The organism is Mycobacterium sp. 1465703.0, from assembly GCF_001672975.1.
GTDB lineage: Bacteria > Actinomycetota > Actinomycetes > Mycobacteriales > Mycobacteriaceae > Mycobacterium.
In genome coordinates this window covers 1-23,747 of record NZ_LZKU01000197.1, presented here as the reverse complement: position 1 = coordinate 23,747, position 23,747 = coordinate 1, and the positions used below count along the sequence as shown (strand labels likewise).

General features: G+C 65.2%; 19 protein-coding genes and 1 riboswitch. Of the genes, 7 read left to right on the top strand and 12 right to left on the bottom strand.

What is annotated here, in order from left to right; genetic code table 11:
- Positions 1-66: 66 nt before the first annotated feature.
- From A5625_RS18265 to A5625_RS18255, 3 genes are all read right to left on the bottom strand, one after another.
- On the bottom strand, positions 67-1,464 hold the full coding sequence (locus A5625_RS18265; protein WP_066996939.1) for an HNH endonuclease signature motif containing protein: 1,398 nt from the start codon (positions 1,462-1,464) through the stop codon (positions 67-69).
- Positions 1,465-1,580: 116 nt separating this feature from the next.
- The gene (locus tag A5625_RS18260) at positions 1,581-2,945 is read right to left on the bottom strand and encodes an FAD-dependent oxidoreductase (RefSeq protein WP_066996936.1); all 1,365 of its coding nucleotides are present in this window, start codon (positions 2,943-2,945) and stop codon (positions 1,581-1,583) included.
- A gap of 176 nt (positions 2,946-3,121) precedes the next feature.
- Complete coding sequence (locus A5625_RS18255) at positions 3,122-3,343, bottom strand: hypothetical protein (protein WP_066996974.1); 222 nt, start codon at positions 3,341-3,343, stop codon at positions 3,122-3,124.
- Positions 3,344-3,469: 126 nt separating this feature from the next.
- On the opposite strand from A5625_RS18255, the gene A5625_RS18250 reads away from it, so the two are divergent.
- Complete coding sequence (locus tag A5625_RS18250; protein WP_066996933.1) at positions 3,470-5,206, top strand: DUF3556 domain-containing protein; 1,737 nt, start codon at positions 3,470-3,472, stop codon at positions 5,204-5,206.
- A gap of 52 nt (positions 5,207-5,258) precedes the next feature.
- Here the strand turns inward: A5625_RS18250 and metE are convergent, their stop codons facing one another.
- From metE to A5625_RS18205, 9 genes are all read right to left on the bottom strand, one after another.
- A complete protein-coding gene (gene metE / locus A5625_RS18245) occupies positions 5,259-7,532 on the bottom strand; it encodes a 5-methyltetrahydropteroyltriglutamate--homocysteine S-methyltransferase (protein ID WP_066996930.1) in 2,274 nt (757 codons plus the stop codon).
- Between the two features lie 137 nt (positions 7,533-7,669).
- Positions 7,670-7,872: riboswitch (cobalamin riboswitch) on the bottom strand.
- A 197-nt stretch (positions 7,873-8,069) separates the two neighbouring features.
- Positions 8,070-8,972, bottom strand: a complete 903-nt coding sequence (locus tag A5625_RS18240) for an alpha/beta fold hydrolase (RefSeq protein WP_066996927.1) — start codon at positions 8,970-8,972, stop codon at positions 8,070-8,072.
- A gap of 143 nt (positions 8,973-9,115) precedes the next feature.
- Positions 9,116-9,757: an SDR family oxidoreductase gene (locus A5625_RS18235; protein ID WP_066996925.1), complete on the bottom strand. Its 642-nt coding sequence runs from the start codon at positions 9,755-9,757 to the stop codon at positions 9,116-9,118.
- Between the two features lie 35 nt (positions 9,758-9,792).
- Positions 9,793-10,635, bottom strand: coding sequence for an SDR family oxidoreductase (locus A5625_RS18230; RefSeq protein ID WP_066996922.1), 843 nt, complete (start codon positions 10,633-10,635; stop codon positions 9,793-9,795).
- 96 nt (positions 10,636-10,731) lie between these two features.
- Positions 10,732-12,012 carry a TetR/AcrR family transcriptional regulator gene (locus A5625_RS18225; protein ID WP_066996919.1) on the bottom strand — a complete coding sequence of 427 codons (1,281 nt, stop codon included), beginning with the start codon at positions 12,010-12,012 and terminating at the stop codon, positions 10,732-10,734.
- A 138-nt stretch (positions 12,013-12,150) separates the two neighbouring features.
- A complete protein-coding gene (locus A5625_RS18220; RefSeq protein WP_066996916.1) occupies positions 12,151-12,801 on the bottom strand; it encodes a nitroreductase family protein in 651 nt (216 codons plus the stop codon).
- On the bottom strand, positions 12,798-13,919 hold the full coding sequence (locus A5625_RS18215) for an acyl-CoA dehydrogenase family protein (protein ID WP_066996913.1): 1,122 nt from the start codon (positions 13,917-13,919) through the stop codon (positions 12,798-12,800). The genes A5625_RS18220 and A5625_RS18215 overlap by 4 nt, the downstream gene beginning before the upstream one ends.
- Entirely contained in the window at positions 13,916-15,064 is a 1,149-nt protein-coding gene (locus tag A5625_RS18210; RefSeq protein ID WP_066996910.1) for an acyl-CoA dehydrogenase family protein, read from the bottom strand. The genes A5625_RS18215 and A5625_RS18210 overlap by 4 nt, the downstream gene beginning before the upstream one ends.
- Positions 15,065-15,219: 155 nt before the next feature.
- The gene (locus A5625_RS18205) at positions 15,220-16,200 is read right to left on the bottom strand and encodes an SDR family NAD(P)-dependent oxidoreductase (RefSeq protein WP_066996971.1); all 981 of its coding nucleotides are present in this window, start codon (positions 16,198-16,200) and stop codon (positions 15,220-15,222) included.
- 82 nt (positions 16,201-16,282) lie between these two features.
- Here A5625_RS18205 and A5625_RS18200 point away from each other — a divergent pair, with 82 nt between their 5' ends.
- From A5625_RS18200 to A5625_RS18175, 6 genes are all read left to right on the top strand, one after another.
- Complete coding sequence (locus A5625_RS18200; protein WP_066996907.1) at positions 16,283-18,052, top strand: nitric oxide reductase activation protein NorD; 1,770 nt, start codon at positions 16,283-16,285, stop codon at positions 18,050-18,052.
- Between the two features lie 55 nt (positions 18,053-18,107).
- Positions 18,108-18,974: a CbbQ/NirQ/NorQ/GpvN family protein gene (locus A5625_RS18195; RefSeq protein ID WP_066996904.1), complete on the top strand. Its 867-nt coding sequence runs from the start codon at positions 18,108-18,110 to the stop codon at positions 18,972-18,974.
- A gap of 85 nt (positions 18,975-19,059) precedes the next feature.
- Positions 19,060-20,178 carry an ABC transporter substrate-binding protein gene (locus A5625_RS18190; protein WP_066996901.1) on the top strand — a complete coding sequence of 373 codons (1,119 nt, stop codon included), beginning with the start codon at positions 19,060-19,062 and terminating at the stop codon, positions 20,176-20,178.
- A gap of 16 nt (positions 20,179-20,194) precedes the next feature.
- The gene (locus tag A5625_RS18185) at positions 20,195-21,337 is read left to right on the top strand and encodes a spirocyclase AveC family protein (RefSeq protein ID WP_066996969.1); all 1,143 of its coding nucleotides are present in this window, start codon (positions 20,195-20,197) and stop codon (positions 21,335-21,337) included.
- Positions 21,330-22,322 carry an SDR family oxidoreductase gene (locus A5625_RS18180; protein ID WP_066996898.1) on the top strand — a complete coding sequence of 331 codons (993 nt, stop codon included), beginning with the start codon at positions 21,330-21,332 and terminating at the stop codon, positions 22,320-22,322. The genes A5625_RS18185 and A5625_RS18180 overlap by 8 nt, the downstream gene beginning before the upstream one ends.
- The gene (locus A5625_RS18175) at positions 22,322-23,539 is read left to right on the top strand and encodes a cytochrome P450 (protein WP_066996895.1); all 1,218 of its coding nucleotides are present in this window, start codon (positions 22,322-22,324) and stop codon (positions 23,537-23,539) included. The genes A5625_RS18180 and A5625_RS18175 overlap by 1 nt, the downstream gene beginning before the upstream one ends.
- Positions 23,540-23,747 lie beyond the last annotated feature (208 nt).

Sequence of the window (23,747 nt, the reverse complement as noted above, 5' to 3'; positions counted from 1 at the left end):
GCCAATCCCTCCGCCTCCGCCGCAGCAATAGTCGCAGTCGGCCCTGCCCGTGCTTCGTCAGAAGCCTTACGCCGCGTCGTCGTCCTCGCCTTCGTTGCCTTCGTTGCCTTCGTCGTCTTCGTCGCGCAGCAGTTTCTCGGGGTGATGAAACGTGTTCACCCGCGGCTGGCCGCGGTCCAGGTGTGGCGGCGGGATCCATTCGGTGTCGCCGTCGACGCGTTTTCGGGTGGTCCAGCCCTTCTCGGCCAGTGGGTGATGACCACCGCACGCGAAGGTCAGTTCGTCGATGTCGGTGCTGGGTCGCGTGGCATAACTGGTGATGTGGTGGACCTCGCAGTAGTAGCCCGACACCTCGCAACCCGGATGCGAACATCCACGGTCCTTGGCGTACAAGACAATTCGCTGTCCCGGCGAGGCCAGGCGCTTGGTGTGATACAGCGCCAGCGCTTTGCCCTTGTCGAAGATCGCCAGATATTGATGGGCGTGGCGGGCCAGCCGGATCACATCCGACATCGGTAGCAGGGTGCCGCCCCCGGTGAGGCCCTTGCCGGTGGTGCGTTCGAGGTCGTCGAGCGTTGTGGTGACGATGATCGATGCCGGTAATCCGTTGTGCTGGCCAAGGTTTCCGCTGGCCAGTATCGCGCGTAGCGCGGCATTGAGGCCGTCATGGTTGCGTTGGGCGGCGCTGCGGGTATCGCGTTGCACCGCGCCTTCGGAGGGGGCGCCGTCGACGACTGGCTGCTCGTCGTCGGGGTTGCACATGCCGGGGGCGGCCAACTTGGCCAGCACCGCCTCCCAGCCGGCACGTGCCTCCGGCGTCAACCACCCACTCAGGCGCGACATACCGTCGGCCTGCTGAGTACCCAGCACCAGCCCGCGCACCCGCGCCCGGTCCCCATCGGTGTAGCTGCCATCGGGGTTGAGGCAATCCATCAGGCGCCGGGCCAGTTTGGCGAATTGGTCGGGCCGAAATTCGGCGGCCTTGACCGCCAGATGCCGCTCGGCGTGCTCACACGTCTCGATGTCGACCGACTCAGGCAGCTGATGGAAAAACCGCCGGATCACCGCCACGTGTTCGGCCCCGATCGCCCCGGCCCGCTGCGCCGCCGCGGTGGCGGGCAACACCGGCGCCAGCGGCTCACCCGAAAGGGCGCGACGTGGCCCCAGATCGGCGGCCTCGGCGATGCGGCGAGCAGCCTCCGCACGCGTGATGTGCAGCCGGTCGGCCAACGCCCAGGACAACTTGCCGCCCAACTCGACCGAATCCGACTGCTCAGCAATCTGATTGATCAGCTGATGGCTGGAAGTCTGGAGTTTGCGTGTTTCGCATTCAAGTATCTCCAAGAGCCGCAACCGCTCCGGAGTGGTCAGCCCCTCGTACGAATGCCCCTGGAAAGACGACACCGCCGCGCGCAGCGCATCGATGGCCTGCTCGACCTCATCGCGATGGTCCATCGAATGCATGTTCGAATGCTACCGCGCCCCACCGACAAGAAGCGCCATGCCGGATCCGCTGAAACGGAAGTGGCGCAAGTGGTTTGCCCCGGACATGCTGCCGACGTCGGCCACCCGACCGCCGACTACGCGACCGCCACGGTCTCGGCTTCGGCGACCTCGGTCGCGGCCCGCTCGCCGGAGCGAATCGCCCCATCGATCCACCCGCACATGATGGCCGAGCTTTCGGTACCGGCCCAATGGATCCGGCCGCAGGGCTCCCGCAAGGTATATCCGAATTCGGTCAACACACCGGTGGGGGCGTGGCCGATCATGCCGCCGCCGGAATAGCGGTCCACCGTCCAGTTTTGTTCGTGAAATTCCAACGGCGCCTTGGCTTTACTGCCGAACCGGTCGACGAGTTCGCCGATGATCACCGCTTTGCGCTCGGCCTCGTCGAGTTGGGTCAGCCGACGCGCCGCGGGCCCTTCGGTGATGACGCACATGATTCCCGGGTCCGCGGTGTCCGTGCAGGCGTCGATCGTCAGCGTGGCCGGCGATCCCGGTGCGGCTGACTGGCCGGAGAGTCCGTCGGCGCGCCAGAACGGCTCGTCATAAATGAGCGAGGTCTTGATGACCGCGCCGCTGGGCATGCGCTGGTGCAGAAATGCGCGATCCACCGGAAGCATTGGCTCATAGAGGATTGAAGTCGCGATCGCCAGCGGGATCGCGACAATGACGCGGCGCGCCCGCACCGTCAGATCGGCCGCGCTGACCGTCACGCCGTCGGCATCCTGAGCGATCTGCCGGACGGGCTGCGAAAGGTGCAGCGCGTCGCCCAATGCCGCCACCATCGGGCGGTGCAAGGCACCCATCCCGCCGACAGGACGGGCATCCTGGGAGCCGCCCTTACCTGAAATCGCGAAAGTCAGTCCGCCGGCAGACGCCGTCTGCAGCAGCCCCCACAGCAACGACGTCTCCGACCCCGCCGAGGTGTAGAGGCCGGCGAAGGCCATGTCCAGCATCTCGGCGGCCTCTTTGGACATGGACTTCTTGCGGATCCATTCCCCGATGCTGATTCGGTCCCACTCCTGGGCCTTCCGCGCCTCCCACGGGGCTTCGCGCGGAATCTCTTTGGCCATCTTCTCGATGGCGGCCAAACCGAGGCCGAGGTTGGCGACCGCCCACGGGCTGACTGTCCAGGGGATGGTGCCGCCGTAGCGGTGTTTCTTGCCGCCGACGATCATCATCGCGTCGCCGTCGTTGTGCTGCTTGTACTCCGGCACACCGAACTCGTTCATCAGCGCATAGATCCGGTCCTGGCCCGGACCGATCCACGCGCCGCCGCGATCGATCCAGGTACCGTCCGCCCGGGTCTCGGTGAAAGTGCGACCACCAACGCGATCACGCGCCTCCAGCAAGGCCACCGAATGGCCCGCCTGGTTGAGCCGCAGCGCGGCAGTCAAACCCGCGAATCCCGCTCCGACCACGCAATAGTCGACCTCAGACACGCCTGGCTCCTCAACCTCGCTTACCCCAGCAGCAAAGTACACCGGTCGGGTGCCAACGGTGGCCGGTTAACGCAGATTTCCACGCGAGTTCGCGCGCCCCGGATGCACGACGGTGTTCGAGCAGGCGCCATGATGGTTCAAACGGGTTGGCGCACAAGTTAATCAAATAATGACCGCTACGAAGGGCCGCCGTACTGCCATACCAGGGTGTGCGGGCCGGTCATCGTCGGGTTGCACCACATCAGCCTGTCGTTGGCGTCCCGCGTGGTCGCGTGCAACACCATGCATTCATCGCCGGGCGCGGGCGGGTCGGCGCGGGCGACACCGCTCGCTCCGGCGGGCGCGAGAGCGAAGACGGTGACAACTCCCGCCAGTGCAAGGGACCGAAGCCTGCTCATGATGGAAATCCCCCTCAGCACACGCCGACCCGAATTCAACGGTATCGGCGGGAAAGCCGTAAGCAAAGGGTTCTTTGACCACGGTTGCAGTACGCGAGCCTAGAACGGGTTCTAGTCTGTCAAACCATGGGATTTCTGAAGCCCGAGCTGCCGCAGCTCGACATGGCGGAATGGAACAAGGGCACCCGCAGCGACAAGATCCGGCCGATGGCCAAGCACTGGGCCGAGGTGGGTTTCGGCACACCGGTCGCCCTGCATCTGTTCTATGTCGTCAAGATCTTGCTCTACATCCTTGGCGCGTGGCTGTTCGCGTCGGCCACCAGAGGCCTCGGCGGATTCACGCACGTCGCGTCCTGGTGGTCCGAGCCGATCGTGTTCGAGAAGGTCGTGCTCTACACGATGCTCTTCGAGGTGATCGGGCTGGGCTGCGGCTTCGGGCCGTTGAACAACCGGTTCTTTCCGCCGATGGGCTCGATCCTGTACTGGATGCGGTTCGGCACCATCCGGCTGCCACCCTGGCCGGATCGAGTCCCCCTCACCAAGGGCACCAAACGCAAGCCGGTCGATGTCGCGCTGTACGCGCTGTTTCTGCTGCTGACTTTTGCGGCGCTGTTCGCCGACGGCACCGGACCGATGCCGGAATTGGGCACCACGATCGGACTGCTGCCCGCATGGAAGATCGTGCTGATCCTGTTGGTTCTCGCGGTGGTCAGCCTGCGCGACAAGGTGATCTTCCTGGCCGCGCGGGGCGAGGTGTACGCGACCATGGCGGTGACGTTCTTGTTCGGTGCGCCCGACATGATCGTCGGGTCCAAGGTGGTGTTCCTGGTGATCTGGATGGGTGCCGCGACATCCAAGCTGAACAAACACTTTCCGTTCGTGATCTCCACGATGATGTCGAATAACCCGCTGGTGCGGCCCCGCTGGCTGAAACGGCGCTTCTTCGAGAACTTCCCGGATGATCTGCGGCCCGGCCGGCTCTCACGGTGGGTGGCGCACCTGAGCACCGCCATCGAGATGTTGGTGCCGCTACCGCTCTTCTTCTGCCACGGCGGCTGGCCCGTCACGGTGGCCGCCATCGTGATGGTCTGTTTCCACTTGGGTATCCTCGTCTCGATTCCGATGGGTGTGCCGCTGGAGTGGAACGTCTTCATGATCTTCGGGGTGTTGTCGTTGTTCGTCGCCCACACCCACGTCGGGCTGAGCGACCTTCGGCACCCGGTGGTGGTGGCAGTCCTGTTCGTCGTCATCGCGGGAATCGTCTTGTTGGGCAACATGTTCCCGCGCAAAATCTCATTCCTCCCAGGTATGCGGTATTACGCCGGCAACTGGGACACCACACTGTGGTGCATCAAACCCTCGGCCAGCGACAAGATCGACAGGGGCATCGTGGCGATCGCCAGCATGCCGCAGGCCCAGCTGGAGCGGTTCTACGGCAGTCCGGAGGCAGCGCAGATCCCGATCTACATGGGATATGCCTTCCGCGGCTTCAACACTCACGGCCGGGCGCTGTTCACGCTGGCGCACCGCGCCATGGCGGGCCAGAACGAAGACGACTACGTCATCACCGATGGCGAGCGGATCTGCAGCACCGCCATCGGATGGAACTTCGGCGACGGTCACATGCACAACGAGCAACTCATCGCCGCCCTGCAAGAGCGCTGCCACTTCCAGCCGGGCGAGGTCCGCGTGGTTCTGCTTGACGCGCAACCGATTCACAAGCAGACGCAGGCCTACCGGTTGGTCGACGCTGCTACCGGTGAATTCGAGCGCGGCATCGTCCGGGTCGCCGACATGGTCGTCCGCCAACCATGGGCCGACGACGTTCCCATCGAGGTGCTGTCGGATGTGACGACAGAGTGACGCCGAAGGCCGAGCGCCACACTAGCGTGACGCTCGGCCTTGGCTTAGCCGGTTAGACGCCGGCCCGGACCCGCTGGGCAGCGGCGACCATGTTCTTCAGCGACGCCTTCACCTCGTCGGAGTTGCGGGTCTTCAATCCGCAGTCGGGATTTACCCATAGCCGCTCGGCGGGCACCGCGCGCAGCGCCGCCTGCAGCGACTCGGCCATCTCACCCGTACTCGGAACCCGCGGCGAGTGAATGTCGTAGACGCCCGGGCCCACGCTGTTAGAGAACCCGATCGAGTTCAAGTCATCCAGCACTTCCATGTGTGACCGTGCCGCCTCGATGGACGTCACATCGGCGTCCAGGTCGGCGATCGCGCCGATCACATCACCGAATTCCGAGTAGCACAGGTGGGTGTGGATCTGAGTGGAGTCCGCAACGCCGGAGGTGGCTAACCGGAAAGACCCTACCGCCCAACGCAAGTAGTCGTCCTGGTCGGCGCGACGCAGCGGCAGCAGCTCCCGCAGTGCCGGCTCGTCCACCTGGATCACCGCGATACCGGCAGACTGCAAATCCACGGTCTCGTCACGAATGGCCAGCGCCACCTGGTTGGCGGTGTCGGCCAGCGGCTGGTCGTCCCGGACGAACGACCACGCCAGGATCGTCACCGGACCGGTCAGCATGCCCTTCACCGGCTTGTCGGTCAGGGACTGCGCATACTTCGCCCACTCCACCGTCATCGGGTGCTGGCGGATCACGTCGCCGAAAAGGACCGGCGGGCGCACGCACCGGCTGCCGTAGGACTGCACCCAGCCGTTCTTCGTGGCGAAGAAGCCGTCCAGTTGCTCGGCGAAGTACTGCACCATGTCGTTGCGCTCCGGTTCGCCGTGCACCAGCACGTCGATCCCGAGGCTTTCCTGCAACTTGATGACGTCGGCGATCTCCTGCTTCATCCGCCGCTGATACTCGGCCTCGTCGATCTCACCGGAGACCAATGCGGCACGGGCCTTGCGAATCTCTACGGTCTGCGGGAACGACCCGATCGTGGTGGTCGGCAGCGGCGGCAAATGCAGCCGCTCATCCTGGCTGGCGCGGCGCTGAGCCGCATCACCGCGGTGCGTTCCGGACGCGACGATCTCGGCGATCCGGCTGCGGACCTGGTCGTTGTGCAGCCGCGGGTCGCTCTTGCGCGAGGCGACGGCGGCGTTGGAGGCCTCGATGGCCTCGGCGGCCGCCTCGCGGCCCTCGTGCAGCGCCTTCGATAGCGTCACCACCTCGGCGACCTTCTCCTGTCCGAACGCCAGCCAACTGCGCAGCGCATCGTCCAGGCCGGTCTCCGGCTCCAGCGAGTACGGCACGTGCAGCGTGGAGCAGGACGTCGAGACCGCCACATTGGCGGCCGAACCCTTCAGCGTCTCCAGCTTGCCCAGCGCGGCCTCCAAGTCGGTGCGCCAGATATTGCGACCGTCGACCACGCCGGCCACCAGCGTCTTGTCGGCCAGCTCGGGTACAGCGGCGATAGCGGTGTCGGCGCCGTAGACCAGGTCGACGCCGATCGCTTCGACCGGTGTGCGAGCCAACGCGCCCAACGAATCTCCCGGGTCGCCGAAGTAGGTGGCCACGTAGATCGCGGGACGACGGTTGCTCACTTTGCCCAGTGCGTTGTAGACCGCCTCGGCCAGTGCCGGTGCGTCGGGCGAAATGTCGGTCACCAGCGCCGGCTCGTCGATCTGCACCCACTGCGCGCCGTTATCGGCCAGCAGCGACAGCAGCTCGGAGTAAATCGGCACCAACTCCTGCAGCCGTTCGATCGGCGCACCGCCACCATTGACGGCCTTACTCAACAGCAGAAAGGTGATCGGCCCGATGATGACCGGGCGGGCCGGAATACCTTGTTCGAGAGCTTCTTTCAGCTCCGAGAGCACCTTGTCCGGGTTCAGCGCGAACTTGGTCGCGGGCTCGATCTCAGGAACGATGTAGTGGTAGTTGGTGTCGAACCACTTGGTCATTTCCAGCGGCGCGACGTCTTCGTTGCCCCGCGCCGCGGCGAAGTAACGGTCCAGGTCATCGGAAACCTGCGCGGCCCTGGTTGGCAGCGCGCCCAGCATGACCGCGGTGTCGAGCACTTGGTCGTAGTAGGAGAACGTGTTCACCGGCACCGAGTCCAGGCCGGCGTCGGCGAGGCTCTTCCACGTGTCGCGACGCAAGGTGGCAGCGACGGTCTCCAGGTCGGCACGGCTGGTGCGTCCGGCCCAGTAGCCCTCGGTGGCGCGCTTGAGTTCGCGCTTCGGGCCGATGCGCGGCGAGCCGACAACGGTTGCAGTAAATGCTTGAGCGGTCACGATATTCGTCCTTCAATCGGCGTGGTGGTCACCGCCGGCGGACGTGCAGCCGATCCGTCAGCGGTGCGTACCCAAGTACTAACCGCAACGGCTGCAGCCTAACGCCCATTCCACGAGGCGATGAGCCGCCGGACGCGGTCGCGTCCGGCACAGCTGGCAGGTCTCCGGACTCGCAGGCGTGCACTCCGATGGTGCTCCTAATGGCCGTCGCTTCCCAGTCTTGCGACCAGTGCTTGCCAAAAACTCTGACGGCGGTCGTTCCTGCATACCGTTGCGGGACAGTCCCAGATTCTCACCGGGTTCCCTCTTACGAAGCCTGACTAACATCCTGCTTCGCGCGATGCCGGCGCCACATGCTGCGGCACGGCAAACCAGCTGCGTAGCGCAGCTTACTCCGCTGGTGGCGGGGTCACTCAGCCAGATAGGACTCGAACAGATCGGCGTAGGTATCCGGCGTCATCGCGACACTGGCGTGCCCCGGCATTCGCTGCACCACCCTCGGTCGAGTCGACGGCCCGCGCCGAATTCGGTTACCTTTCAACGAGTCTGCCGACCACCCAGCTCCTCGGCGGCGATTGCAATGATTTCGTCCCCGGTCCCCACGGCTACGAAGTGTCCGGCACCGGCGACCGGATGCCACGCGGCACCGGGCATTGCGTCGGCCACCGCCTTGTTGATGGGATCGGGGACAAGCCGGTCATCGAGCCCCTGCCACATGTGGACTCGCCGTGCGATGGTTGACACGTCAAAAGCCCAGCTCCGATAAAGGAGTTCAGCGTCGTGCACCAATCCGCAGGAACCGTGAGCGAAGCATTCGGCGCACGATTGGCTGAAGGCGGCTTCGATCTCCGGGCGAACCAGTATCCGCCGGTCGTACTCGTTGACAGACTTCCGAATTTGTTTGACGAATGACCCGCGGAAGTGTTTGGCAGTTATGCCCAGGATGGCGTACATCATGCTGAAGGCGGGTTTCAGGCGCAGTGCAAGGGAACCGCCTAGCGCGTCGATCTTGGAGAGATGACTAGCTGCCCAGTTGTCCCCGAATGCTCCGTAGCTTCCACCCGCGATGCTGCTCACGTGGCGCAGCCGAACGGGATCAATGTAGGCGGCCGCGGCGAGCGCCCACGGGCCACCTTCCGACCAGCCTGTGACGCCGAATTCGCGGTATCCCAGCGCGTCCGCGACCGTCGTCAGGTCGTCGGCCCAGCCAGAATAAGACCGTGCCTTCTGGTGGCTGGACCGTCCCATACCAGGTCGATCCACACAGACAAGTCGGAGTCGATTCTTCGAGGCCGAATCAGCGAAGAGGCGTGCCTCCAGTCGGCTACTCGGTCCACCGTGATTATGGATGACGAGCGGCCCATCGGGGTCTCCGACTTCGAGATATGCGAGACGTCGGCCGTCTCGCGTTGCCACCTGGTCGACGACGTCGTTCGCCATGCACTGCACGCTATCGGCCGAACAGGCGTCCGAGCCTGTACACCGGTATTCGTTTCATGGTTTCGCAACGCGTCGTTCAGGAACTCGGTTTAGCAGCCGCGGGGACGGGACGACGGGATACGAGCTGCGGGGGAGGAGTTTAGTCAGTTCGCCAACGCTTCCGCGATGGGGATGTCGCCGTTGTTGAATTCGATGGTTCGCCGGATGGTCGAATCATCGGCCAGCGCGGCGGCCGCGACGAGCGCAACGTCAGCGCGGGATACCTCACCCTTGCCCTTCGCCAGCACGATTTTGCCGGTCGGCTGTTCCAGTGTGAGCCGGCCGGGGCCCAGCACCGTCCAGTCCAGGTCGCTGGCTCGCAGGTGGGTGTCGGCGGCGGCCTTGGCTTCGGCATATGGGAAGAACGGATCATCCTGCGGCACACCATGATCCGGTCCGGCGCCGAAATACGACACCATCACAAAGCGTTTGAGGCCTGCCTGCGCGGCAGCGTCGATCACCCGGATCGCCGCATCGCGGTCGACGGCATAGGTGCGCTCCGGGTTGCCACCCCCCGCACCGGCCGAGAAGACGACGGCGTCGTGCCCGGCCACCAGCCCAGCCAGTGCGTCGGTGTCCAGCTGCTCGATGTCGGCCACCACCGCCTTGGCGCCGGTGGCCGCGACGTCGTCGGAGTGGTCCGGATTGCGGAAGACTGAGCTCACCTCGTCGCCGCGCTCGGTCAGGATGCGGGCCAGGTGCAACGCGACCTTGCCGTGGCCGCCGATGACGATGACTTTTGCCATGCCTCCGACCGTAGCGCGGCTGATCCCAATCGCCGTTAGAGCTTTACCTTGCCCATGATGATGTCGATGATCGGCTTGCCCGGCGCGTAGGCGCCGGTCATCGAGGCCATGGTGTGGCCCGAGTCCACCAGCATGGTGATCCCGCTGACGCCGCAGGCCGCCTCGCTGTTGAGGAAGGCCATCACGTCACCCATCTGCTCGGGCGTGTGCACCTTCGAGCCCGTCTCGTCGCGGTAGTCCTGGGCGAAGGACAGCCACAGATCGGCGTTGGCCTGGGCCAGCGGGGTGTCGGTCGGGCCGGGACAGATCGCGTTGATACGAATGCCCTTCTTGGCCAGCGGGTAGCCCTGGGTCGCCACGTAGGTGTTGATCACCTTCTTGCTGGTGCCGTAGTGGTTGATCCCTTCGGATTCGTGCGCCTGGCACCATGCCTCGGCCGCCGCGAAGTCCGGCGTGGCCAGAAATTCCAGCATCAGGTCCAGGTCGTTCTCCCAGCCCATGCCGGCGACCGAGGAGATGAAGCAGATGGCCGAGCCGTTGGGCAGTTGGTCCTTTTCCAGCAGGCGGTCGATCAGGTGGCGGTGGCCGATGAAGTTGATCTTCATCAGATCGATCGTTCCGTCCGCCACGCCGGCGGCGGAGAACACCGCGTGGATCGGACCATCCAGCTGCTCGACGGCGGAATCGATGGACGCGGGATCACGCAGGTCCACCTGGATGGACTGAGCGACCTTGTAGTCCACCGGCGCGTAGTCCATCACGATGACTTCGGCGCCAAGCTCGGCCGCCGACTTGGCCGCCGCGGCGCCCATGCCAGTCGCGCCACCGACAACGAGAGCGCGCTTGCCGTCGTAGCGCAACCGATCGACAATGGTCATGGAAATCCCCTTCTCGGATAATGCCAACGCGGTTCTAACCGCTCAACTGTATGGGTAACAGTTATTTGGTTCAATAGCGGGGCGGTTAATTGAGGTTTACTTGCCGCGGACCGCGACGCCCCGCAGCACGGTGTCGCGAGCGTGCACCAACCCCGCCCGGGTGCCCACGTCTTGAAGGATGTTCTCCGGAATCCACTGCAAGCCGACGACACAGCGCGACAACATCGCGGTGGATGGTGCGTCGACACTTATTTCTCCCGACCGGATCCCTTCGGTGAGAAGCGTTTTCATCTGCCGCAGCCGGGTGGCGTACAGCCATCCCGGGTTGGGTGTGTCCGGGGGTGACTGGCGCATCCAGGCCAGCTGAATCCTGAACTCGTCGGAGAATCGATCGAGCGCGTTGACGTTGACCCAGCTCAGGGCGTCCAGCTTCTCGATCGGCGTGGCATCCGAGCGCAGCACGTTGACCCAGCCCGCCTCCACCTTCCTGCCGAAGGATTCCATGATCGATGCCAACAGCTCGTCCTTTGACCCGATCACCCGATACACGGTTCCGGTACCGAGGCCTGCGGCCGACGCGATGTCCCTGATGGTGGTGACTTCATAACCTCTGCGGCCGAATTCCGTTCGTGCCACCGAACGCACCAGTGCCGCCTTGTCGCGGGGGTCCGCCTCGCTGTCGTCGGACCACGTTGCGATGACGTCCTCGGCTGCGGCGAAGGCCTTCGACCGGTCCAGCGCCGAGTCGGTTGGAGGACGAGTTGCCAAGCCTTGCAGAATGATTCGGCACAGCAGCCCGGCCACCTGGTCGGTGGCGGATTTATGACGCATGACATCAAGGCCGACCTGCAGCATGGTCTGACAGATCCGGTCGGCCAAAGTGGGAAGGTCGATGTCGGGTTTGATGTAGCCGCTCCACCGGCCGGCGCGCAACGTCTGCAGCATCGCCTCCTGGATCGCCACGGGCCGCTGCTGCGTCAGCTTGATCAGCTCCGGATCCGTGCTCGGACCCTCATAGAACGACATCTGCAACGCGGCGCGATGTTCGACGGCACAGTTGGCGATCGCCGACCCGAGTTCGATGATCTGCTCGGCAACCGGGCGGGCGTCGGGTTCGTCCAAATTCGCCTGGGCGGCCCGCCCGATGCGCTCCAGATCGTCCTGATAGCGGCGGATCAGTTCGACGAGGATCGCCTCTTTGGATTCGAAATGGTGATACAGGCTGCCGGGAAGAATGCCTGCGGCATCGGCGATTTCCTGCAACGAGGTCCGCAGTCCCGACGATGCGATCAACGACGCGGCGGTGGCCAGGATCTCGGCGCGCCGCGTTGGAGAATCAGCTGTGCCGCGGGCGCGCAATGAGTCGGCTCTCGGCATGATTAGCGGTGTGCGAATCCGGACGACTGCGGGTTGGCGAACATACCCATTCGTCCTCTCAATACCGAACCAAATCTTTGTTAGAGGTTATCAGACTGTGCGGGATGAATGCGCTGCACAAAGCGGTGAAAACCCATTCTAGAGCGGCGGGCCATCCCAGCGATTGCACGCAACGACTTCCTCGAGCGGCCGCCGGGACGCCGGGGAGAACGTGTGGCCCGCACGCAGGCGGCCGACGGGCAGCAGACAACCCTGAACATAGGTTGGCGGAATGCCGAGCAGGTCGCCGATTTCTTTTTCGTGATGCAGATGCAGCGTCGTGATGCACGTCCCGTAGCCCCGGGTGTGCAACGCCAGCTGAAAATTCCACACCGGTGGAAAAATCGAGCCGTACAGCGTGGCCAGATGGAAGGACTCATCGCCCTCGATGCGAGGCAAATAGGGCTCATAACAAGGGATTACCAGCAGCGGCACCTTCGCCATGTGCTCGACCAGCCACTCCGTCGACGACATCACCCGGCTCTCGGGCGTTCCCGCCGGCATCAGGTCGGCAATCAGCTGTCCACCCACGCGCAGCAGGTAGGCCTGGCGATACAGTTCGGCGATCGCGGTGCGCAGCGCCGGATCGGAGATCACCAGCCAACGCCATGACTGGGCGTTCGATCCGTTGGCGGCCTGCAGCCCGATCCGCAGGCACTCGCGGATATCAGCGAGATCGACGGCCACGTTGAGGTCGAGCGACTTGCGCGCCGAGGGGGTCGCGGTGAGCAGGTACTCGATCTCCGTCATTGATTGCCTCTCTTGGCAAGGCGCGCACCGAGTTCGGTGAGGTACTCATCGGGGCTGCCGAGGAACGCACTCCAGCTCAGCAGGCGTTTGAGGTAGAGATGCGCATCGTGCTCCCAGGTGTAGCCGATCCCGCCGAACACCTGGATGGCGGTGTCGGCCACAGTGGCCAGCCGCCCGGCGAACGCCTTGGCCCGCAGCGCGGCAAGATGGCGCTCATCACCGGATTGGCCGTCGCCGCCGGGGAACGCGTCGCTGGCCCAGGATGCGTGGATCACGCCGCTGCGAGCCAGTTCGACGGTCTCGAACATGTCCACACACAGGTGCTGGATCGCCTGGAAGGAGCCGATCGGCTGGCCGAATTGCGTTCTGCTCTTTGCGTATTCGATGGCGAGGTGCATGACGGCGCGCGCTGCGCCGAGCGCGTCGGCCGCCGCGGCGATCAGCACGTCGTCGATCACCGCTGCAACGTCATCCGGAGCAGCCACCGCCAGCCGATGCCCGGGCGCTGCATCGAACGTGACACGGAATTGCTTGCGGGTCGGATCGATGCCGTGCTCGGACGTGATCGACGCCCCGGACGAGTCGGCCCGCACTACGTAGAGCCCGGCGGCCGGTCCATCGTCGGCGACTGCGAGTAGCACGTCGGCGGCGCCGGCGTCGGGCACCGCGGTAACCTCACCGCGCAACACCATTTCGTCCCCGTGCCGGCTCGCGGCAACGCCGTCGTCCGCTGACCCCAGGAAGCAGGCGGCGGCCACCGTGGTGCCGTCCGCGATGCCACGCAACAACTCCGGTGCGACGTCGTTGGCCCGGAGCCGGGTCAGGGCGCGGGGGGCTGCCACCGCGGTCGACAACCACGGTCCCGGATGCAGCGCGGCGCCTAGCTCTTCGGCAACGATGGCGGCCTCGACCATGGTCATGCCGGCGCCGCCGCAGTCCTCGGGCACCAGCAGGCCGGTGGTGCCGAGATCGGCGAGACCGCGCCACACCGTCTGATCCGTTCCGGTGGGATCGTCGAGCAACCCCCGCACATGTGGCGAGATCGGCGCCTTTTCGGCCAGGAAGCGCCGTGTGGTGTCGCGCAGGGCCACCTGCTCATCGTTGAGTTCGAGGTTCATTTGCGCGGCAACCCCAATACCCGCTGCGCGGTGATGTTCTTGTTGATCTGCGTGGTGCCGCCCGCGATGGTCAGTGACCGCGACGTCAGACGGTAGTTCGCCCATGGCGCGCCGGATCCACGGGTGCCCAGCACGTCAAAGGCCAGTGTGGCCAAGTCCTGCCCGATTTCACCCCACACCGTCTTGGCGAGGCTGGCCGACCCCAGCGCATCACCGCCGTGCAATGACGCCGAGATCGACCTTTGACACAGGACCTCGAGATACTTGATGCGGACCGCGATTTCGCCGAGTCGCCGCAGCGTCACCGCATCCTGTAGCGCGCCGGTGCCGGCCGCCGCGAGATCGTTGACCAACTCTTCGAGCCGGACCTGCATCTCCGCGTACAGTCTGGCGGCCCCGGCTCGTTCATGGCTGAGCGTGGTGGTGGCCACCTGCCAGCCCGCATTGAGCGGTCCGAGCAATGCGTCCGCCGGCACCCGGACGTCGTGAAAGAACACCTCGGCGAAGTCGGCGTCACCGTTGAGCGTCACCAGTGGGCGGACCTCGATGCCCGGCAGCGTCATGTCGACTATCAGGCAGGAGATGCCCTTGTGCTTGGGTGCCTCGGGATCGGTGCGCACGTAGAGCTGACACCAGTCGGCCCGATGCCCCAGTGAGGTCCAGATCTTCTGGCCGTTGACCACGAAGTCGTCACCATCTCGCACGGCGCGGGTGCGCAGCGCCGCGAGGTCGGACCCGGCTTCGGGTTCCGACATCCCTTGGCACCAGATGTCGTCGGCGCGCATCATCCGGGGGAGCAGCGTGAGCTTCTGGGACTCGGTGCCGTACTGCATGATGGCCGGTGCGATGTTGTTCAACCCAATTACGTTGAGCGGCATGGGAGCTCGAGCACGCGTGGTCTCTTCGGTGTAGACCAGTTGCTCGAGCACCGTCGCGCCCCGCCCGCCGTACTCGGGGGGCCAGGACACCGCGGCCCAGCCCGCGTCGGCCATGGTCGCGTTCCACGCCCGCAGCATCTCGAAAGCGGCGTCGTCGCGGCCGGTGGGCCGGCGGGCCGCCACCAGCTCGTCGGTCAGGTTATCCGACAGCCAGTCACGCAGTTCGGTGCGGAATTCTTCGACTTCCGCCGGGTATGAAAAGTCCACGTTCCTCTGTCTTCAGCGCGTCAAAAGCCTTTGAACTGTGACCAAGCCGGACTCTACGGTTGAGCAGATATTTGGTCAATGACGTTGGCGGCCATGCGCGACGCCGCAAGTGGCCGATCGTATGAGGCATCGGTGGTCTGCTAATTGGTCCACGATCAGCTCCCGTTGCGTTGGGGTTCGGGAAATGCGACCTCGGCGTTGTCCGGCATCGGGCTGACACCGCGTCGCGCACAGACTTCCAGTACCTCATCGACGATCGATGCCGGCACGATGAACTTCTCCGTCGATGAGATCTGTTCGAGATGGGCCTCGATGTCTTCGGCCGTGGGCGGGCTCGCGACGTCGGCGAGCCAGCCCTCGGCCAGCCCGACGAACACCCGCGCATAGCGGCCGGCGGCCGCGGAGTAGTTGCGATGGGTGAACGTGCAGGCGGTGCTGGCGAGAAATGTCACCAGCGGCACGACGAGTTCGGGCCTGATGGCTTGCATGAAGCCGGACTCGGCGAGGAACTTCTCGTCGCCGACGGTCTCGCTGACCATGCGTGAGAAGCCGGTCGGCATAACGGAATTGGCGAGTATCCCGTGCGATCCGCCTTCGATGGCGATGACGTTCGTCAATCCGACCAGCCCGGCCTTGGCCGCCGCATAGTGCGCTTCCATCGGCTGACCGAAGATTCCCGCCGAGGACGAGATGAACACGAATCGTCCGCCGCCGTTGTTCTTCATCACCCGGTATGCGGGCTGCGACAGATGAAAGCCGCCGTCGAGATGTACGCGCAGCATCCGCGTCCAGTCGTCGTGCGAGAGGTCTTCGAAGGGCACGCTGCCGAAAATGCCGGCATTGCTGATCACCGCGTCCAGCCGCCCGAACGCGTGCACGGCGGCGTCGACGATCGCCTGGCCGCCGGCGGGATTGTCGACCGAGTCGTATGAAGCGATCGCGATACCACCGGCCTTCTTGATCTCGTCGACCACTTCATCGGCCACAGCGGAGTCCGAACCGTCACCGCGCATCGAGCCACCGAGGTCGTTGACCACCACCGCCGCCCCGCGGCGGGCCAAGTCCAGCGCGTAGAGCCGGCCGAGTCCCCGACCGGCCCCGGTGACCACCGCCACCTGGCCGGTGAAGTCAATCATCGTGTGCTCCTGATTCATTGACTGCTGTTCAGCCGGACTCTACGGTGGAACAGATATTTGGTCAACAATCCGGAGGTTGAGCGTGGGGGACGACGCCCGTGCCGACCATTACCAGGCCCTGGGCATGCTTGCCTCAGCCCTCGCGGGCCGAGCGGTCGCGGTCGCCGGCCTGCCACCGGGCGAACCCGCCTGGACGGACGGCCAGACGATTCACCTGGATGCCACCGCTGCCCCGCAACTCGAGGCGCTGAAAGCCTTAGCCGTGCAGGCCTCGATGATCGCGGCCGGCAGCCTGGATCCCGATGTCGTGGGTCGCCTGGTTCGGCACCGCAAGCTGGCCAAGCGCTATCTGGCGGTCGAAGGCCACCGCGCGCTGGTTGCGAATGCGCCTTTGCTACCAAAGGTTTTGGCGTCGCTGGGCGACCGTGACATCGCGGATCGCAGCGATTCACCCATCGCGTCGCTGGACATCGCCGCCTCACGGGTGGCGCTGGATGACCCGGCGCCCGAGTTCGGCGTGATCCGTGCGGCAAAGGTAATTGCCGCCTGCGCCACGGTGACCGAACGAAACGACGAGGCGAAACCCGGGCACGTCCCGCGGCGTAGTGGCGCACAGGAACTCGAAGAACTCGACGACGGTGAGGTCGACGAGTCCGACGATCCGGACTTGTTCACCAGCCCGGTCGGCGGTGGCGGATTCATCGGCAAGTGGTTGAAGAAGATGCTGTCCTCGGCGCGGAAGACCGGAAGCGGCGGCGGCCCACCGGGCGCCGATAACCCGACCCACCGCACCAACTCCGGCAAGCGCGGTGCATACGCCGTCGCGTCGCTGGCCTCGACTTCCGGCGACGACGACGGCGACGCCGATCACGACGGCCAAAACGCCGCGGACGGTGTGCGGTATCCCGAATGGGACGTCGCCCGCAAGAGCTACCGGCCCGAGTGGTGCACCGTGCGCGAAGTCGAGCCGCAGATCAAAGCGTCGGCCACTCAAGCGATCGACGACGCCATCGGCGTGCGGCGGCCGCTGTCCCGGCTCGGCATGGGGCTGCACCGCCGGCACCGGCAGGCGCAGGGCGACGACATCGACATCGACGCGGCGGTGGAGGCCCGGGTCGAAGTGCGGGCCGGATCGGTGCCCGATGAGGCGGTGTACCTGGACAGCCTGCGGCGCCGGCGCGACCTGTCGGTGCTGCTCCTGCTCGACGTGTCCGGCTCGGCGGGCGAACCCGGAACGGTCGGGCGGACGGTGCACGAACAACAGCGCGCGGCGGTCTCCAACCTGACCGTGGCGCTGCACGACCTGGGTGATCGGGTGGCGTTGTACGCCTATTACTCGCAGGGCCGGCGCGCGGTGAGCATGGTTCCGGTGAAGCGGTTCGACGACCACCTCAATGCCCAGGTGATCAGGCGGCTCAACAGCCTGGAACCCGGCGCGTACTCACGCCTTGGCGCGGCGATCCGGCACGGTTCGGCGATTTTGGAGGCGCGTGGCGGTACGTCACGGCGGCTGTTGGTGCTGCTGTCCGACGGACTCGCCTACGACCACGGGTATGAGCGGGCTTACGGTGCCGCGGACGCGCGACGCGCGCTGACCGAAGCCCGCCGCCGGGGGACGGGCTGTGTCTGCCTGACGATCGGCGCGGGAACCGACGTGCAGTCGCTGCGCAGGGTGTTCGGCAGTACCGCACACGCGACCATCGCACGTCCCGATCAGCTTGCCGGTGTCATCGGACCGCTGTTCCGCTCCGCACTGCGCTCAGCGGAGGTTCGCCGCCGGGTGTCGGTGATGCCAAGTGCCAGAACGCAGTTGGCGAACGAGAAGTCCGCCGACGCCCGTCTGAGTACTTGAAACAAACATCTGTTCCGGCTAGGCTCCAATCGCCGGAGGCTGCAGAAAGGAAGCTATGGCCAACGAGTCCGGGCTTGCTTACGTCAACGGCGGTCCGTCCGGCGCGGACGGAAAGGGAGAAGTGCGGCCCTACTACCAAGCGGTCGGCAGCGAAGAGGCCGTTTTCAAGGCGGCCTACCGCCAGGGCTTGTCGCTGGTCCTGAAAGGCCCGACGGGGTGCGGAAAGACCCGATTCGTCGAGGCGATGGCCTATGACCTGGGCCGGCCGCTGATCACCGTGGCCTGCCATGACGACCTCACCACCGCCGACCTGGTCGGCCGGTACCTGCTGCAGGGTGACGAGACCGTGTGGGTGGATGGCCCACTGACCCGGGCGGTGCGTGAGGGTGCGATCTGCTACCTCGACGAGGTGGTGGAAGCCCGGCAGGACACCACCGTGGTGCTGCATCCGCTCGCCGACTATCGACGACAACTGCCCATCGAGCGACTGGGCATCACGCTGGACGCCGCCCCCGGTTTCGGCTTGGTGGTGTCTTACAACCCCGGTTATCAGAGCGTGCTGAAGGATCTCAAGGATTCGACACGCCAACGGATGGTGGCCATCGAATTCGATTTCCCCGCAGCCGATATCGAAGAGGGGATCGTTGCGCACGAAGCGGGCGTGGACCGAGCCACCGCGGCAGAGTTGGTCCGATTCGGACAGGCCATCCGCCGGCTGGAGACGGGCGGGCTGCGTGAGGTGGCTTCGACGCGGGTGCTGATTGCGGCGGGCAGGCTGATCGCCGAGGGCTTGGGCATGCGAGAGGCGGCCAGGGCCGCGATCGCGGGCCCACTGACCGACGACGTGGCGGTGGGCAAGGCGTTGAACGAAATGATCCAGATCTACCTCGGTTCGGACGGGTCTGACGGCTTCGAAGATTGACGCTGCATACCGCCCCCGCTAGGGTCTGAACAAATATTAGGTTTTGCCGATTCGGCGTGCGCCAAGTTGTCACCTAGGAGGTCGGATGTCCTACGAGAGCAGCGCCGAGCCGATCAAGGTCGGCTACTTGATGGACTTCACCCTGCCGCCCGGATTCCCCGAGGATCTGTTCGCCTCCTTCACCCAGACTTTCGACCTCATCTTCGAAGAGGCCGTCGCGCAGGGGCTGATGGACCGTCCGGTGCAGATGATCTATCGCGAGGTGGAGGGGCTGCCCAAGGGCTCGGTCAAGGCGGTGATCGACGCGTACGCCGAACTGGTCGACGAGGGCTGCCTGGTGGTCTTCGGGCCCAACATCACCGATAACTGCGTGCCGTTGCGAGAAGCGATCGAGGAACGGTTCAAGGTACCCGCGATCAGCGTGACCGGCACCGACGACTGGTTGGGCGAATGGACATTCGCCTTCCCCCAGGGATCGATGACCGATGAGCCGATCTTCCTGGCCGACCTCATCGCCAAACGTGGGCTCGCCGAAATCGGTGTCCTGGTCGAGCGGAGCCTCATCGGTGAGAGTTACCTGAAGAACCTGCGAAGTGCCTGCCGGCGCAAAGGCATTCGGATCGTCGCGGAAGTTGCCATCGCGCAAACGGCCCAGGACATCAACGAGGCGGTGCGCACGCTGCACGAAGCCAAGGCCGAGGCGATCGTGCACCTGGGCTTCGGCTTCGGAATCGTCTTCATCAACCCGGCGCTCGAGTCCCTCGGCTGGGATCCGCCCCGGTTCACCACCACCGCGTGGCAGAACGCCTGGGTCAACCCGATCATGTGGAACGCGTTCATGGGCTGGACCGGTGTCGACCAGTACGACGAGGCGAACAAAATCGGTCAGGACTTCCTGGACAGCTACGCGAAAAAGTACAACGGCAGTCGCCCAGAGTTCTGCGTGACTGTGGTGAACCGCGACGTCGCAGCGACACTTGTGCGCGCATTCACCGACGCCCATCCACTTAGCCCGCGCGGCGTCAAAGAGGCCCTGGAGCGGGTCAAGATGATGCCCGCCGCGTCGGGGGCGCCAGGCACGCGGGTGTCGTTCGGCAAGTGGACCCGCCGGGCCTGGATGGGCGCCGGCTATCTGGTGGCGCGGACCCTGGATGCCGACGGCGTCAACTCCCATCTGGTGGACCGCTTCGGAGAGGAAGGCTGACTCGATGACGGACTCGATTTCCCAAGAACAGCCCACACCGCCTGCCGCGCAAGAGAAACCGACCGCACCGCAGCGAAAGGGCAAGCGCGGTTGGGGCGGCTGGATCGCCGGTGCGGCCCTGGCGGCGTTCGCGCTCTTCTTCATCGCGAACTGCCGCGTCGCCCTCGACCCACGGGTGGCCAACCCGAATGTGCATGGCCGGCCGCGCCCGGTGAAGTTCACCTTCGGGCTGGATTACATCGGGTTCCTGGACTGGGCCACGGTCGGGGCGCTGATTTTGTTGTTGATCGTCTTCATCAGGGGCTGGCGCCGCAACCCCGGCAGCCCGGTGATGTTGATGTTCTTGTGTACCACCCTGATCGTGTGGCAGGACCCGATCATGAACTGGTCGCCGTTCGCGGTCTACAACCCCGATCTGGTGCACTGGCCGGAATCCTGGCCACTGGTGTCGTTGTCGCCGACGGTCGAGCCGTTCGTGGTCTTCGGTTACGTGATGTTCTACTTCGGCCCCTACTTCCCGGCGGTCTGGCTGCTGCGCAAACTGCAGGCGAAGTACGGGCCGACAAGCTATGTGTCGCGGCATCCCTTGGTCAGCCTGGGTCTGATCACGCTGGTGATCGGTTTCATCTTCGATGCCTTCCTGGAAAACATCCTGATCCACTGGGGCATGTACATCTACTCGCAGGTGATCCCCTGGGGTTCGGTGTTCACCGGCACCACATTCCAATTCCCGCTGATCTGGGAATCGTTCTCGGTGTGCTTCGTGATGGTGCCGGCCGCGATCCTCTGCTACCGCGACGACACCGGTAAGTCGGTCGCGGAAAAGCTTGCCGCGAAAGCGAAGTTGTTCCCGGCGCGTCCGGCGCTCGGCACATTCGTGGTGATGTTTGCCATCATCAACGTGTCTTACTTCGCTTACGGTGGATGGTTCTGGGTCATCAAGGTCAGTCATGCCACCACCTCGGTGGCCTGCCCGTGGCCCTATCCAGAGGCCAAAGTCTATGACCCGCAAGGGTATTACGAGAAGGCGGGCGCCCAGGGCCCCTATTCGGTCGGCATCTGGTCGACCTGGGCGAGCGGGGAACCGAACGGGCGACCGCACGTCGACCCGCCGCCGCCGGGGGAAGGCGCCTGTGCCACCGCGAGCAACAATGGCTGAGCCGCGCACCGTCGTCATCACCGGCGCATCCCGAGGACTGGGCTTCGCTTCGGCGGTGCGGCTGTATCGCGAAGGATGGCGGGTGGTCGCCGCGATGCGGACACCCGATCGCGGGATTCCGTTGCTGCGCCAGGCAACCGGAGCCACTGACCAGGACGACCGACTGATCGGCGTGCAGCTCGACCTCTTGGACTCCGCGTCGATCTCCGCAGCCGCCAAGGCAATTGAGGAAGCCGTCGGCGCGCCCTTCGCCCTGGTGCACAATGCCGGGATCTCCGCCGCCGGGATGGTCGAAGAAACCGATATGGCGCTGTGGCAGAAGATGTTCGCCACCAGCGTCTTCGGGCCGGTCGAACTCACCAAGGCCTTATTGCCGTCGATGCGCGCGGCCGGGCAGGGGCGCATCGTGCTGGTCGCGAGCACTGCCGGAGTCCGCGGCCAACCGGGCACCGCGCCTTACTCGGCGTCCAAGAGTGCCATGGAGCGCTGGGGCGAATCGATGGCGTGCGAGATCGCGCCCTTCGGTCTCGGTGTCACCATCTTGGTGTCGGGAACCTATGACACCGAAATCATCACCGACGCAGGCACTATCGATGATCGCAATTTCGGCGGCCCCTACGCCCGGCTGCACACCACCATGAACAGCCGTGGGCGCTTCGCGATGAAGATGGCCCGGCCGCCCGAGCGGTTCACCGACGGCCTGGTCAAGGCGCTGGCCGACGAGGCGCCCTTCCGGCGCCGCGGTGTGGGGCCGGATGCGTCCATGCTGCTGACGTTCAACCGCGTTCTGCCGGCTTCGGGCATGCACCACATGTCGCGGACCGTACTGGGCATACCCAGACAGGGGTCGATGCGGGACGGCGCGTGGCCGCTGACGACCGCCCAAAAGGCGATGGTCCTTGCCGCACGCGTTCTTCCGCAGCCGGTGCTGCAGCGCCTGACCGCGTTGGTAGCACGGCGCCAACAGGGGAGGGAAGGAAAATAATGGAACAACTTTTCGACGACCTACAGGATTTCGGCGCCTTCGACGACGCGATATCCGGTGACGTGCGTGACCCGTACACCGAATTGGCCCGGCTGCGCCATGAGGAACCGGTGCAGCGACTCGAGACGTCGGGAGCGCTTCCGCACGAGGAGGGGCTGCCGATGTTCATCGTGTATCGCCACGAGGACATCCAGCAGATGCTGCGCGACAACGAGACGTTCTCCTCGGCCGCCGTCATCGCCGCATTCGGACCCGTGCTCGGTGAAGGCGTGATGCTCGGCATGGACGAGCCGATCCACGGCCGACTGCGTTCGTTGGTATCGAAGGCGTTCTCGCAGAAGTCATTGGCGCGCTGGCAGGACGAGTTGGTCGGCCGGGTGGCCAACAGCCTGATCGACAAGTTCGCGCCCAATGGCAAGGCGGATCTGGTCAAGCAATTCACCTTCGACTACCCGAGCCAGATCATCGCGGGCTTGCTGGGCTTGCCGGAAAAGGATTACCCACAGTTCCAGCGGTGGTCGATTTCGCTGCTGAGTTGGCTGATGAACCCCGAACGCGGGCTTGCCGCCTCGGCCGCGCTGTGCGACTACTTCGCGCCGATACTCGAGGCGCGCCGGGCCGAACCGAAGGACGACCTGATCAGCGCCCTCGGTGCGGCCGAGATCGACGGGGAGAAGCTCGCGGACGAGGAGATCTTCTCGTTTCTTCGACTGCTGTTGCCCGCGGGCGTCGAGACGACCTACCGCGCACTCGGCAGCCTGCTGTTGGCGCTGTTGTCGGATCCGGCGCAGCTGGATGCCATCCGCGCGGATCGATCGTTGCTGCCCCAGGCGATCGAGGAGGGTGTGCGCTGGGAATCACCACTGTTGACCATCACCCGGGTGGCGACTCGCGACACCGAACTCGGAGGCGTGGCGATTCCTGCCGGGGCGACGGTGATGCCGATGCTCGGTTCGGCGAACCGGCAGGAGGATCGCTATCCCGATCCGAACACGTTCGACATCCACCGGGAGGCCCGGGCGCATCTGGGCTGGGGGCACGGCGTTCACGTCTGCCTCGGCATGCACCTGGCGCGGCTCGAGATGCGCACCGCGATCAACCTTTTGTTCGACCGGCTGCCCAATCTTCGGCTCGACCCGGACGGGGACGACCCGCATATCCGCGGGCAGGTCTTCCGATCACCGACGTCGGTACCGGTGCTGTTCGACCCCCAATAACCGGCCCGCGCCGCGCCCGCACTTGCCAATCGGCTAGTTTCCAGTAAGGCTCCCCGTAGGGTAACCAGCGCTGTGCGGGCGCCCCTCTAACGAGTCAGAAGAGAGTGACAGATATGACTGAGGCTGTAAAGGTCCGCTTCGAGTCGAAGATGATGATCGACGGCAAGCTCGTCGACGGGCAGGCCGGCGCCTTCACCAACATCAACCC